This window comes from Streptomyces sp. NPDC094143, from assembly GCF_040303825.1.
Lineage (GTDB): Bacteria > Actinomycetota > Actinomycetes > Streptomycetales > Streptomycetaceae > Streptomyces.
Window position 1 is genome coordinate 342,253 of the sequence record NZ_JBEOTZ010000002.1, and the last position, 13,555, is coordinate 355,807.

11 protein-coding genes are annotated in these 13,555 nt (G+C 71.7%); 7 read left to right on the forward strand and 4 right to left on the reverse strand.

Annotated elements, in window-relative coordinates:
* Positions 1 to 27: 27 nt before the first annotated feature.
* Positions 28 to 1,665 (reverse strand): protein kinase domain-containing protein, encoded by a 1,638-nt coding sequence (locus ABTZ58_RS04190; protein ID WP_351350179.1) that lies wholly within the window; start codon positions 1,663 to 1,665, stop codon positions 28 to 30.
* Between the two features lie 340 nt (positions 1,666 to 2,005).
* Between ABTZ58_RS04190 and ABTZ58_RS04195 the strand changes: the two genes are divergently transcribed.
* From ABTZ58_RS04195 to ABTZ58_RS04210, 4 genes are all read left to right on the forward strand, one after another.
* Positions 2,006 to 3,604: a protein kinase domain-containing protein gene (locus tag ABTZ58_RS04195; protein WP_351350181.1), complete on the forward strand. Its 1,599-nt coding sequence runs from the start codon at positions 2,006 to 2,008 to the stop codon at positions 3,602 to 3,604.
* Positions 3,605 to 3,995: 391 nt separating this feature from the next.
* On the forward strand, positions 3,996 to 5,198 hold the full coding sequence (gene pdhA, locus ABTZ58_RS04200; protein ID WP_351350183.1) for a pyruvate dehydrogenase (acetyl-transferring) E1 component subunit alpha: 1,203 nt from the start codon (positions 3,996 to 3,998) through the stop codon (positions 5,196 to 5,198).
* A 1-nt stretch (position 5,199) separates the two neighbouring features.
* Positions 5,200 to 6,177 (forward strand): alpha-ketoacid dehydrogenase subunit beta, encoded by a 978-nt coding sequence (locus ABTZ58_RS04205; RefSeq protein WP_351350185.1) that lies wholly within the window; start codon positions 5,200 to 5,202, stop codon positions 6,175 to 6,177.
* Positions 6,178 to 6,187: 10 nt separating this feature from the next.
* On the forward strand, positions 6,188 to 7,603 hold the full coding sequence (locus ABTZ58_RS04210; RefSeq protein WP_351350187.1) for a dihydrolipoamide acetyltransferase family protein: 1,416 nt from the start codon (positions 6,188 to 6,190) through the stop codon (positions 7,601 to 7,603).
* Between the two features lie 64 nt (positions 7,604 to 7,667).
* On the opposite strand, the gene ABTZ58_RS04215 is transcribed toward ABTZ58_RS04210, so the two are convergent.
* Positions 7,668 to 8,567: a D-alanyl-D-alanine carboxypeptidase family protein gene (locus ABTZ58_RS04215; protein ID WP_309096787.1), complete on the reverse strand. Its 900-nt coding sequence runs from the start codon at positions 8,565 to 8,567 to the stop codon at positions 7,668 to 7,670.
* A 208-nt stretch (positions 8,568 to 8,775) separates the two neighbouring features.
* Between ABTZ58_RS04215 and ABTZ58_RS04220 the strand changes: the two genes are divergently transcribed.
* Both ABTZ58_RS04220 and ABTZ58_RS04225 read left to right on the forward strand, forming a co-directional pair.
* Positions 8,776 to 9,426: a GntR family transcriptional regulator gene (locus ABTZ58_RS04220; protein WP_351350189.1), complete on the forward strand. Its 651-nt coding sequence runs from the start codon at positions 8,776 to 8,778 to the stop codon at positions 9,424 to 9,426.
* Entirely contained in the window at positions 9,423 to 10,736 is a 1,314-nt protein-coding gene (locus tag ABTZ58_RS04225; protein ID WP_351350191.1) for an MFS transporter, read from the forward strand. Before ABTZ58_RS04220 ends, ABTZ58_RS04225 begins: the two co-directional genes overlap by 4 nt.
* 8 nt (positions 10,737 to 10,744) lie before the next feature.
* Here the strand turns inward: ABTZ58_RS04225 and ABTZ58_RS04230 are convergent, their stop codons facing one another.
* Both ABTZ58_RS04230 and ABTZ58_RS04235 read right to left on the reverse strand, forming a co-directional pair.
* Positions 10,745 to 11,491 (reverse strand): SAM-dependent methyltransferase, encoded by a 747-nt coding sequence (locus tag ABTZ58_RS04230; RefSeq protein ID WP_351350193.1) that lies wholly within the window; start codon positions 11,489 to 11,491, stop codon positions 10,745 to 10,747.
* 239 nt (positions 11,492 to 11,730) lie between these two features.
* Complete coding sequence (locus ABTZ58_RS04235; protein WP_351350195.1) at positions 11,731 to 12,555, reverse strand: maleylpyruvate isomerase family mycothiol-dependent enzyme; 825 nt, start codon at positions 12,553 to 12,555, stop codon at positions 11,731 to 11,733.
* A 181-nt stretch (positions 12,556 to 12,736) separates the two neighbouring features.
* Between ABTZ58_RS04235 and ABTZ58_RS04240 the strand changes: the two genes are divergently transcribed.
* Positions 12,737 to 13,534, forward strand: a complete 798-nt coding sequence (locus tag ABTZ58_RS04240; protein ID WP_351350197.1) for a carbon-nitrogen family hydrolase — start codon at positions 12,737 to 12,739, stop codon at positions 13,532 to 13,534.
* The last annotated feature ends 21 nt before the right edge of the window (positions 13,535 to 13,555 follow it).

Sequence of the window (13,555 nt, forward strand, 5' to 3'; positions counted from 1 at the left end):
TTCCTCATGTCCGTACCGCCCGGGCCGTCAGGACGGCGGGTTGCCCGTCGAGACGTTGAGCTCGATCGTCGGCATGTCGTCCGGGTCGACGTCGGTGCCCTTGGACGGGAACTGGTTCATGACCGTGCCGTCGCCGTAGGTGTTCTCGTCGACGTCCTTGGTGTCGATCTGCCAGCCGGCCGCCTGGGCGCAGGCCTTCACCGACTGGATGTCCTTGAACTTGAAGTCCGGGAGCTCGATCTTCTCCGGGTCGTTGTACGACTCCTGCGGCTCGGTGCACTCCGTGGTCTCGATCGTGCGCGTGGTGTCCGGACCCCGGTAGCCGGGCTTCTTCTCCGCGGAGGCCGACGCGCTCGCGCTGCCGCTGCCGCCGCCCTTGTCGTCCTCGCTGCCGCCGCTGAGGAGCAGCGCCGTGACGAGGCCGCCGACCGCGACGACGGACACGATGACCGAGCCGATGATCACCGGCTTGCTGCTCCGGCCGCCGCCCGCGGGCGCGGACCCGGACTGGGGCGTCAGGTTGTACGGCGGCGGGGTCGACGGCCCGGGCTGCGGGGAGTACGCGGCCGGGTTCGGCGTCTGGTAGCCGCCCTGCTGCGGATAGCCGTAGGCCGGGGACGGGGTGGGCGTGCCGTACGGGTTCGGCGGCGGGGCCGGCTGGTACGGCGTCTGCACCTGGCCCGAGGGCGCCGGGGTCGCCTGGTCGACCGGCGGGAACACGGCCGAGCCGACGCCCGCGCCGCTCTGCGCCTGCGTGCCCGGCACGATGCTCGGCGGCGCGGCCTGGAAGGACGCCGCCACGCGCAGGCACTCGCCGCGCATGGCCTCCGCGCTCGGGAAGCGCTCGTTCGGGTTCTTCTTCAGGGCGCGGGCGATCAGCGCGTCCACGGCCGGCGGCAGCGCCCGGTTGATCGTGGACGCGACCGGCGGCTCCTCCTGGACGTGCGCGTACGCGATGGCCAGCGGCGAGTCGGCGTCGAACGGCAGCCGCCCGGTGACGAGCTGGAACAGCATGATGCCGACCGAGTAGAGGTCGGAGCGGGCGTCGACGCCGCGGCCGAGGGCCTGCTCCGGCGACAGGTACTGCGGGGTGCCGACGACCATGCCGGTCTGCGTCATCGACGTCACACCCGACTGCATGGCGCGGGCGATGCCGAAGTCCATGACCTTGACCACACCGCGCTTGGTCATCATCACGTTGCCCGGCTTGATGTCCCGGTGGACGAGGCCCATCTCGTGGCTGATCTCCAGCGCGGCCAGCACGTCGGCGGTGATCTTGAGCGCCTTGTCGGCGGGCATCGCGCCCTGCTGCCGCACGTCCTCGTCGAGCACCGAGCCGAGCGGGCGGCCCTCGACGTACTCCATGACGATGTACGGCGTCGTCATGGAGTCGAGGGTGTCCTCGCCGGTGTCGAAGACCGAGACGATGTTGGTGTGCGTGAGCTTGGCCACGGACTGGGCCTCGCGGCGGAACCGCTCGCGGAAGGCCTGCTCCCGCCCGAGGTCCGTGTGCAGTGTCTTGATGGCGACCTGCCGGTCGAGCACGCTGTCGTACGCGAGGTGCACCGAGGCCATGCCGCCCTGGCCGAGCAGGTCGCGCAGCTGATAGCGGCCATTGGCGAGCGCCCGCCCCGTGTACTGGCCCTGTGCGCCGTCCTGGCTCATGTTCCCGTCCCCCGTAGCCCCTGCAGGCGCCACCGACTGTCGCGTCGTTGATCCACACCGTCATTCCCGGCCAAGTCTGCCCCAGGGCACTGACACGTCAAGCTCGGTGCCCGTTCCGTGACCGTACGCGAAAGAAGCGTCGCGGAAGCGTTACAGGGGGCGTACGGCCAGCACACGGAATTTGCACGACAGTGCGGAGTGAAGGTTTCATGGCCCGTCCGTCTCGTGCCGGTCCTGGCACCCCGTCTCGGACCGGAGGCTTGCGCGGAGGCTGTAGCGTGGCCGACGGAGACCGTAACAACACCGCGCGCACCGCGGGCAGAAACGACGGCGAGGACTGATGGCACAGCAGCAGCGCGCTCAGGGCCCGTCCGACCCCGAGGCGACTGGCGGCGGCATGTCGGACGCGCCGGAGTCCTGGGGGAACGGCGGGCTGGTCGGGGACGGCCGGTACCGGCTGACCCACAGGCTCGGCCGGGGCGGCATGGCCGAGGTGTTCGCCGCCGAGGACGTCCGCCTCGGGCGCACCGTCGCCGTCAAGCTGCTCCGCTCCGACCTCGCCGAGGACCCGGTGTCCAAGGCGCGCTTCACGCGTGAGGCGCAGTCGGTCGCCGGCCTCAACCACCACGCGATCGTCGCCGTGTACGACTCCGGCGAGGACTTCGTCGGCGGCCAGTCCGTGCCGTACATCGTCATGGAGCTGGTCGAGGGCCGCACCATCCGCGACCTGCTGCTGAACGCCGAGGCGCCCGGTCCCGAGCAGGCGCTGATCATCGTCTCGGGGGTGCTGGAGGCGCTCGCCTACTCGCACCAGCACGGCATCGTGCACCGCGACATCAAGCCGGCCAACGTCATCATCACGCACAACGGCGCCGTGAAGGTGATGGACTTCGGCATCGCCCGCGCCCTGCACGGCGCCTCCACGACGATGACCCAGACCGGCATGGTCATGGGCACGCCGCAGTACCTCTCCCCCGAGCAGGCACTCGGCAAGGCCGTCGACCACCGCTCCGACCTGTACGCCACGGGCTGCCTGCTCTACGAGCTGCTCTCGCTGCGCCCGCCCTTCACCGGCGAGACCCCGCTGTCGGTGGTCTACCAGCACGTCCAGGACATCCCGACCCCGCCGTCCGAGGCCTCCGACGCCTGCCCGCCGGAGCTGGACGGCCTGGTCATGCGCTCCCTCGCCAAGGATCCCGACGACCGCTTCCAGACGGCCGAGGAGATGCGCGGGCTGGTCCAGTACGCGCTGCAGATGCTCTACGACCAGGGCGGCCACACCGGCACCTGGAACACCGGCCCGGTCGACATGCACGAGGGCCGGCACACCCCCTCGGGCGGCTTCGCCGGCACGGCCGTGATGGGCCACCCCGGCGACGCCTCCGGCACCACGCAGATCGCCTCGCCCCTCCTGCCCGCGGGCTACGGCAACGGGGACGACGGCGGCTTCGAGGGGCAGGGCAACCGGGGCACCGGCCGCGGCAAGCTGTGGATCCTCGCCGTGCTCGCGGTGATCGCCGTCGCCGCGGGTGTCGCCCTGGCCCTGCAGAACACCGGTGACGGCAAGGACGACCCGAGCAAGAAGCAGTCGCCGACCTCCTCGCAGACGGCCGAGGAGAAGAAGCCCAGCGAGACGCCGAGCGACGAGGCGACCGACGAGCCGACCGACACCTCCACGGACGACGGCACCGGCACGGGCAACGGCAACGGCAACTGGACGCCGTCGTACACCCCGTCCTACACCCCGTCGCAGAGCGCCCCGCAGTCGCCCACCGGCGAGCCGACGGACGAGCCGACCACCGAGGAGCCCACCGGCGAGCCGACCGGTGAGGAGCCCACGGACCCGGGGGAGACGCCGCCGGGTGACACGGCCGGCGGCACCGACGCGGGCACCACGACCGGAGTCGTCGGCGGCCCGGGCGGCGAGAGCGGCGGCTGACCGCCGGAAAAAAGCATGATCCACGCGCGCGTGGGGCCCGGGGACGGGGCCCACGCGCGCGTGCCGTTGGGGCACGCCCGGAAAAGGACTCTTCCCGTGACCTGGGTCACCGGGTTAACGTGCGGTAGCTCCGGCCTCCTGCAAGGCTGTGACCAGGGCTCCTTCGCCGCCTTCTCGATTTACTTGGATTTCCAAGCAAAATCGCAGGTCAGAGGGGGTTTCACAGAAATGTGGCGCACTGGGTAACGTGCTCTCTGCAGGGCGCTCGCCGGGGCACCTGTCACGCCTGTTCCCGGCCGAGTGGCACCCACCCCGTGTCCCGTGGGCCGAGAACAGGTGAGCCGCACTGGCCTACCGGCAACCCCGGGGCCGGACCGACGGAGGAGCACACGTGACCGTGGAGAGCACTGCCGCGCGCACACCGCGACGCAGCGCCGGAAGCAAGGCCGGCACCACCGGCACCAAGCGCACCACCCGCACCACCGCCAAGAAGGACGCCGGCGCGAAGGGCACCGAGCCCCAGCTCGTGCAGATGCTGACGCCCGAGGGCAAGCGGGTCAAGAACGCCGAGTTCGACAAGTACGTCGCCGGTGTCACCCCGGAAGAGCTCCGCGGCCTCTACCGCGACATGGTGCTCACCCGCCGCTTCGACGCCGAGGCGACCTCCCTGCAGCGCCAGGGCGAGCTGGGCCTGTGGGCCTCGCTGCTCGGCCAGGAGGCCGCCCAGATCGGCTCCGGCCGCGCCCTGCGCGACGACGACTACGTCTTCCCCACCTACCGCGAGCACGGCGTCGCCTGGTGCCGCGGCGTGGACCCGACCAACCTGCTCGGCATGTTCCGCGGCGTGAACAACGGCGGCTGGGACCCGGGCGGCAACAACTTCCACCTCTACACGATCGTCATCGGCTCCCAGACGCTGCACGCCACCGGCTACGCGATGGGCGTCGCCAAGGACGGCGCCGACAGCGCGGTGATCGCCTACTTCGGCGACGGCGCCTCCAGCCAGGGCGACGTGGCCGAGTCGTTCACCTTCTCCGCGGTCTACAACGCCCCCGTCGTGTTCTTCTGCCAGAACAACCAGTGGGCCATCTCCGAGCCGACCGAGAAGCAGTCCCGCGTGCCGATCTACCAGCGCGCCCAGGGCTTCGGCTTCCCCGGCGTCCGGGTCGACGGCAACGACGTGCTCGGCTGCCTCGCGGTCACCCGCTGGGCGCTGGAGCGGGCGCGCAGCGGCGAGGGCCCGACCCTCGTCGAGGCCTTCACGTACCGCATGGGCGCCCACACCACCTCCGACGACCCCACCCGCTACCGGGGCGACGAGGAGCGCCAGGCCTGGGAGGCCAAGGACCCGATCCTGCGCCTGCGCCGCTACCTGGAGGCCTCGAACCACGCGGACGAGGGTTTCTTCGCGGAACTGGAGACCGAGTCCGAGGCGTTGGGCAGGCGAGTGCGCGAGGCGGTCCGTGCCATGCCGGACCCGGACCACTTCGCGATCTTCGAGAACGTCTACGCGGACGGGCACGCGCTGGTCGACGAGGAGCGCGCCCAGTTCGCCGCGTACCAGGCGTCCTTCGCCGACGAGGGGGGTAACTGAGATGGCCGAGAAAATGGCACTGGCCAAGGCGATCAACGAGTCGCTGCGCCACGCTCTGGAGTCCGACCCCAAGGTCCTGATCATGGGTGAGGACGTCGGCAAGCTCGGCGGTGTGTTCCGGGTGACGGACGGCCTGCAGAAGGACTTCGGCGAGAGCCGCGTCATCGACACCCCGCTCGCCGAGTCGGGCATCGTCGGCACCGCGGTCGGCCTGGCCCTGCGCGGCTACCGCCCGGTGGTGGAGATCCAGTTCGACGGCTTCGTCTTCCCCGCGTACGACCAGATCGTCACGCAGCTCGCGAAGATGCACGCCCGCTCGCTGGGCAAGGTCAAGATGCCCGTCGTCGTGCGCATCCCCTACGGCGGCGGCATCGGCGCGGTCGAGCACCACTCGGAGTCCCCCGAGTCGCTCTTCGCGCACGTGGCGGGCCTGAAGGTGGTCAGCCCGTCGAACGCCTCGGACGCCTACTGGATGATGCAGCAGGCCATCCAGAGCGACGACCCGGTGATCTTCTTCGAGCCCAAGCGCCGCTACTGGGACAAGGGCGAGGTCAACACGGAGGCCATCCCGGGCCCGCTGCACAAGGCCCGGGTGGTCCGCGAGGGCACCGATCTGACTCTGGCCGCCTACGGCCCGATGGTGAAGCTCTGCCAGGAGGCCGCCGACGCGGCCGCCGAGGAGGGCAAGAGCCTGGAGGTCCTGGACCTGCGCTCGGTCTCCCCGCTCGACTTCGACTCGGTCCAGGCCTCGGTGGAGAAGACCCGCCGCCTGGTCGTCGTCCACGAGGCGCCGGTGTTCTTCGGCTCGGGCGCGGAGATCGCCGCCCGGATCACGGAGCGCTGTTTCTACCACCTGGAGGCCCCGGTGCTCCGGGTCGGCGGCTACCACGCCCCGTACCCGCCGGCCCGCCTGGAGGAGGAGTACCTGCCGAACCTGGACCGGGTACTGGATGCCGTCGACCGCTCGCTGGCGTACTGAGGAGAGGGTCGTGACGACGATGACGGAAGCGTCCGTGCGCGAGTTCAAGATGCCCGACGTGGGCGAGGGGCTCACGGAGGCGGAGATCCTCAAGTGGTACGTCCAGCCCGGTGACACGGTCACGGACGGCCAGGTGGTGTGCGAGGTCGAGACGGCGAAGGCGGCCGTCGAGCTGCCCATCCCCTACGACGGCGTGGTCCGGGCGCTGCACTTCCCGGAGGGCACCACGGTCGACGTGGGCACGTCGATCATCGCGGTCGACGTGAGCGGCGGTGCCGCCCCCGCGCCCGCCGACGAGCCGCAGCCGGAGGCCGCCGAGGCCGCGGCCGAGCCGAAGTCCGGGGGATCCGGCCGCCAGCCGGTCCTCGTCGGCTACGGGGTGGCGACCTCCTCCACCCGCCGCCGCCCCCGCAAGGGCCCGGAGGTCCCGGTCCAGCAGGCCTCGACGGCGATCCACACGGAGCTGAACGGCCACGCCCCGGAGATTCAGGCTCAGGCACCGGCCGTTCCGGCTCCGGCCGGTGCGGACCGCCCGCTGGCCAAGCCGCCGGTCCGCAAGCTGGCCAAGGACCTGGGCGTCGACCTGACGACGGTCGTCCCGACCGGCCCGGACGGCATCATCACCCGCGAGGACGTGCACGCGGCCGTGGCCGCGGCCGCCCCGCAGGCACCGGAGCCGGCGCCCACGCCCGCCCCGGCCGCCGCCCCGGCCTCGTTCGACACCGCGCGCGAGACCCGCGTCCCGGTCAAGGGCGTCCGCAAGGCGACGGCGGCGGCGATGGTCGGCTCGGCGTTCACCGCGCCGCACGTCACGGAGTTCGTGACGGTGGACGTGACGCGCACGATGAAGCTGGTCGAGGAGCTGAAGCAGGACAAGGAGTTCGCGGGCCTGCGCGTGAACCCCCTGCTGCTGATCGCCAAGGCGCTCCTGGTCGCGATCAAGCGCAACCCGGAGATCAACGCGTCCTGGGACGAGGCCGCCCAGGAGATCGTGGTCAAGCACTACGTGAACCTGGGCATCGCGGCCGCGACCCCGCGCGGCCTGATCGTGCCGAACATCAAGGACGCCCACGCCAAGACGCTGCCGCAGCTGGCGGAGTCGCTGGGCGAGCTGGTGGCGACGGCCCGCGAGGGCAGGACGTCCCCGGCGGCCATGCAGGGCGGCACGGTGACGATCACCAACGTCGGCGTCTTCGGCGTCGACACGGGCACGCCGATCCTGAACCCGGGCGAGTCCGCGATCCTCGCGGTCGGGGCGATCAAGCTCCAGCCGTGGGTCCACAAGGGCAAGGTGAAGCCGCGTCAGGTCACCACGCTGGCCCTCTCCTTCGACCACCGCCTGGTCGACGGCGAGCTGGGCTCGAAGGTCCTGGCCGACGTGGCGGCGATCCTGGAGCAGCCCAAGCGGCTCATCTCCTGGGCGTAGCCGGAGCACACGAGGAAGGGGGTTCACCGCCGACGGCGGTGAACCCCCTTTCCGTTGAGCGGTCCTACTTGGTGAAGCCGTAGTTGAGCAGCTTCGTCGCGTCCGACTTGCGCGTGGTTCCGTTGGTCGAGGAGAGGACCGTGCCGATGACCGTCTTGCCGTTGCGGGTGGCGGCGAAGACCAGGCAGTACCCGGCCTCCGGGCCGGATCCGGTCTTCACACCGATCGCGCCCGTGTAGCTGCTGAGCAGCGGGTTGGTGTTCTCCCACGGGGCCATCGTCCGCGTGCCGCCGGACTTGGTGGTCGTCTTCGCCGTGTACTTCTTCGTCTTGACGACCGTGCGGAACGTGGAGTTCTTCATCGCCGCGCTGGCGAGCTTCGTCAGGTCGCGCGGCGTGGAGTAGTTGGCGCCCTTGCCGATGCCGTCGAACGAGTCGAAGTGGGTGTTCTTCAGACCCAGGTTCTTGGCGGTGGTGTTCATCTTGCCGATGAACGACTTCACGCGCGCGGACCGCGTCGAGCCCGAGCCGAACTTGTCGGCCAGCGCGTACGCCGCGTCGCAGCCGGACGGCAGCATCAGCCCGTACAGCAGCTGGCGGACGGTGACCTTGTCGCCGACGATCAGCTTGGCGTTGGACGCCCAGTTGTTGTCGACGATGTAGTCGCTGTACGCCTTCTGGACCGTGACCTTGCTGTCCAGGTTGAGGTTCGACTGCTTCAGCACCACCAGGGCGGTCATGATCTTGGTGGTGGAGCCGGTCGAGCGGCGGGTGTCGGCCGCCTTGGTGTAGAGCGACTTGCCGGTCGCGTTGTTCATCACGTAGCCGCCCTTGGCGGCGATCGAGGGCGTGGCGGCGGCCTGCGCCTGCGTGGTGGTGAGGGCTCCGGTCGCAAGCATGGCGCCGGTGGTCACGGCGACGGCCGCGGCTCTGCGGAAACGGGTGCCCTTAATGCCGGTTATCAAGTCAGATACCCCGATTGCGTTGAATGCCCCAACGGTGCGGCCGAGTTGAGGACGAGGAGAAAGGGGCCGCACGTGTCTGACTTGTAAGTAGCACAGTTGGTTGTGCTCACACCGCGCGGGACCCCTGCTTTGCCACAGACGTGTGACATACGCGTCCGGATCCTGGACGGATGCATCCATGCACACCTGTTGTATCTATGCTGTTCGCATGACTCTGGCCGTGAAGCAACCCCCCGCCGCCGACCGCGTCTACACCCACGTCAAACAGGGCGTCCTGGAGCGCCATTACGAGGGCGGGACGCTCCTCACGGAGGGCGAGCTGGCCGAGGCCGTCGGGGTCTCGCGCACCCCCGTGCGCGAGGCGCTGCTCCGGCTGGAGGCCGAGGGTCTGATCCGGCTCTACCCCAAGAAGGGCGCCCTGGTCCTGCCCGTCTCCGCCCAGGAGATCGCCGACGTGGTCGAGACCCGGCTGCTCGTCGAGGAGCACGCGGCGCGCAAGGCCGTGCCCGCGCCCCCCGGGCTCATCGAGCGCCTGGAGGAGCTGCTGGCTCGCCAGAAGAGGCAGGCCGCCGCCGGCGACCTCGCCGGGGCCGCCGTCACCGACCGCTGCTTCCACGCCGAGATCGTCCGCAGCGGCGGCAACGAGATCCTCTCCCGCCTCTACGACCAGCTGCGCGACCGCCAGTTGCGCATGGGTGTGGCGGTGATGCACTCCCACCCCGACCGCATCGCCAAGACCCTCGCGGAGCACGAGGAGATCCTCGACGCGCTGCGCGCGGGGGACGCCGAGGCGGCCGTCGGGCTCGTCCACCGCCACGTCGGCTGGTTCTCCCACCTGGCCCGGGGGGAGGTCCGATGAGCTCGGCGGCGCTGCCGGGCGATCCTCCCCCGAAGGGAGCACCCCCAGGCGGACGGCGGGCCCTGGCCGTCTGGGGTGTCGGCGTCTCGGTCTACTTCGTGGCGGTCATCTTCCGCACCTCCCTGGGCGTGGCCGGCCTGGACGCCGCCGACCGCTTCCACGTCAACGCCTCGGCGCTGTCGACCTTCTCCATCCTCCAGCTGCTGGTCTACGCGGGCATGCAGATACCCGTCGGCCTGCTCGTCGACCGGCTCGGCACCAAGAAGGTGCTCGCGCTCGGCGCGGTGCTGTTCACGGCCGGGCAACTGGGCTTCGCGTTCTCCCCGTCGTACGGCATGGCGCTCGCCTCGCGGGCGCTGCTCGGCTGCGGTGACGCGCTGACGTTCATCAGTGTGCTGCGGCTGGGCACCCGGTGGTTCCCGGCCCGGCGCGGGCCGCTCGTCGCGCAGTTCGCGGGTCTGGTGGGCATGGCGGGCAACCTGGTCTCCACGCTCGTGCTGGCCCGGCTGCTGCACGGTGTCGGCTGGACCGCGGCCTTCGCGGGCAGCGCCGCCGCCGGGGCCGTGGTGTTCGCGCTGGTCCTGCTGTTCCTCAAGGACCACCCGGAGGGCCACGCGCCGGAGCCGGTGGCGCACCGGGGCACGGCCTACGTACGGCGTCAGATCGCCGCTTCCTGGCGGGAACCCGGGACGCGGCTGGGCCTGTGGGTGCACTTCACGACCCAGTTCCCGGCGATGGTGTTCCTGCTGCTGTGGGGCCTGCCGTTCCTGGTGGAGGCGCAGGGGCTGTCCCGGGCCACGGCCGGTGAACTCCTGACGCTGGTGGTGCTGTCCAACATGGCCGTCGGCCTGGTCTACGGGCAGATCGTCGCCCGGCACCACGGGGCCCGGCTGCCGCTCGCGCTCGGCACGGTCGGCACGACGGCCGTCCTGTGGGCGGCGACGCTGTTCCACCCCGGGCCGCACGCCCCCATGTGGCTGCTGGTCGTGTTGTGCGTGGTGCTCGGGGCGTGCGGGCCGGCATCGATGATCGGCTTCGATTTCGCCCGCCCGGCGAACCCGCCCGAGCGGCAGGGCACGGCCTCCGGCATCACCAACATGGGTGGCTTCGTGGCCTCCATGACCACGCTGTTCGCGATCGGCGTGCTGCTGGACGCCACCGGCGACGACTACACGGTGGCCTTCTCCGCCGTCTTCGTGCTGCAGGCGCTCGGCGTCACGCAGATCCTGCGGCTGGGCGGACGGGCGGCGCGGCGGGAGCGGGAGCGGCTGGTGACGAGTCGGGTGGAGACGGTGCACGTGCCGGCGTAGCCGTCGCGTCAGCGGGCCGCCACGGGTACGAGGGTGAGGTACGCGAGCCCGAGGACGCCGCGGTAGGTGAGCCAGGCGGAGCGGTGGCGGTCGGCGCGCTGCCGGGTCTCCGCGGCCCGGGGGTGGTCCGGGTGCGCCGCGAGCCACACCTCGGTGTCCGCGAGGTAGGCCGACTCGAACTCCTCCCACTCGTCGAGGCTCGCGGTCTCCGTCCACTCCGGCCGGAACCCGGCCCGGATCGCCAGGTCGACGAGGGCCGCAAGGCCGGGGTGGTCGGTGGCGGCGGCGCCCGGCCACATGCGGGTCAGTTCGGACGGGGTGGGCGTGCGCTGCCAGAAACCCTCGCCGAGCAGGACACGGCCCCCGTCGGTGACGAGTCCGCGCAGTGCGGCCAGTGCGCCGGGGAGCTGCTCGGCGAGGGCCTGGCCGGCGCCGACGCACAGGACGAGGTCGGCGGGGCCGTGGGGCGTGCCGGTGGCGGACTCCTCCAGGAAGCGGACCCTGGGCGTCAGTCCGCGTGCCTCGGCGGCCCGCCGGCCGCGGGCCAGGTCCTCGGGGTCGAGGTCGACGCCGGTGCCGGTCGCCCGCGGGGTGGCGGCCAGGACGCGCAGCATGAGCTCGCCCCGGCCGCAGCCGATGTCCAGGACGGTGGCGGGGGAGTTGCCCGCGAGGCGTCGTACGAGGGCGTCCGCTCGGGTCTCGGACAGAGGGCCGTGGAAGGTGAGGCGGCCGGTGCGGCGGGGTGGCGGGGTCATGGCAGGGGACGGTACGGCCGGGGGAGGGGCGGCGGCACCCGGTTTATCGGCACCCGGGTGCGGGCGCCGGGGCGGGGAGGGGTCCGTGCCCTGCGCGGCTCGGCGCGACGGGATGCCCGCCGCGCCCGTCGTCCTCCGAGCGCTCGGTTCCGCACCGGCCGGGGGCCATTGCCCCGGTGGCACGGCTGCCCGCGGCCGGGTGAGGCCGGTGCCGCCCGTCTCCTGGTGGGGTCCGTGTCCTACTGGGTCACCGTGAAGTTCCGCAGGATCGCCGCGGACAGGTCCGGGTCGCCCTCCGTCTTCAGGCGGTCGGAGACCGCCTCGGGCGTCACGCGGCCGCAGGCCAGTCGGACGTAGGTCTCCCAGTCGAGGGTGAGCGTGGCCGCCGGGCCCAGCGCCGGGGCCGTCTCCAGGGTGCCGCGGCCCTGGATGTCGACGCGGATCGTGCGCAGGAACTCGACCGGGCCGTGCACGTCGAAGACGATCGCCGAGCTGCGCGGCGCCTGCGCGTCCTCCGCCACCACGCGGGGCAGTTCACCGAGCAGCACGTCACGGGTGATGTGCGCGCCGGGGGAGTCGAGGTTGCCGGGCCGGCCGAGCGCCGTGCGCAGGTCCTGCTCGTGCACCCACACCGCGAAGGCGTGCCGGCGCATGGACTCCTCCAGGGTGAGATCCGCCCCGTGCGGCCCGCGCACCTTCGTGCCCGGGTCACGCGAGTCGTTGCGCAGCTGGCGGTTGCGGCGGATGATCACGTACTCCAGCTCGGAGGTCATCTCCGGCGCCGTGTGGTGGCGGCGGACGTCGACCTGCATCTCCATGTAGCGCTGGTGGTCGTTGGTGACGTGGAACAGGTCGCGCGGCAGCGTGTGGATGGGGCGCGGGTCGCCGAGCATCTCGCAGTCCAGGCCGATGACATGGGACACCACGTCCCGCACCGACCACCCGGGGCACGGCGTACGCCGGTTCCATTCGGCCTCCGCGAGCGGCTGGACCAGCTCGGATATCGCTTCGATGGAGTGGGTCCAGGCGTCGGCGTAGGGCTGGAGGGTGGGATGCAGACTCACGGAACGGGACCCCTCGGCGGTCGGTGCACGGGCAGGTGATGGCGGCGTTGCCAGTGGGAGGTGGCGGCTGTCGGCGGGTGTCTTGCGAGCTAAGTTACGCTGCTGTGGGGCACCCCGGCAGTGCTTTCGTGTGACGATCGTAGGCCCGTGTGGACGGCTCGAATGCCAGGACGGTGGTAGTGTGCGCGCCTCTGTGATCCAGATCGCCGTAGACGAGGGCGAATCGGTCGAATCGCGCCGTCGGCGGGCCGCCGCGATGGTCCGGGAGCAGGCCGGCAGCGACCTCGTCGTCCTCCCCGAGCTGTGGACCACCGGCGCCTTTGCCTACGACGCGTTCGGGACGGAGGCCGAACCGCTCGAAGGCCCGACCCACGAGGCCATGGCCAAGGCCGCGAGCGACGCGGGCGTCTGGCTGCACGCCGGGTCCATCCCCGAGCGGGACCCGGACGGTCCCCTGTACAACACGTCCCTCGTCTTCTCGCCCTCCGGCGACCTGGCCGCCGCCTACCGGAAGATCCACCGGTTCGGCTTCGACAAGGGCGAGGCCGTGCTGATGGGCGCCGGCACCGAGCTGGTGACGGTGCGTCTGCCCGCGACGACCCTGGGCCTGGCCACCTGTTACGACCTCCGCTTCCCCGAACTCTTCCGCGGGCTCGTCGACGCCGGGGCCGAGACACTGGTGGTGTCGGCGGGCTGGCCGGAGCGCCGCCGGTCCCACTGGACGCTGCTGGCCCGGGCCCGGGCCGTGGAGAACCAGTCGTTCGTCCTCGCCTGCGCGACGGCCGGGACGCACGCCGGCGTTCCCCAGTCCGGCCACTCGATCGTGGTCGACCCCTGGGGCGAGGTGCTGGCCGAGGCCGGGGCCGGCGAGGAGGTCCTCACCGTGGAGTTCGACCCGGCGAAGGTCGCGACGACACGGGAGCAGTTCCCGGCGCTGAAGGACCGGATGCTGGGACTCCGGCCGCCGCGCAGGCCCTGACCGGCAGCCGCCCAGGCCCCG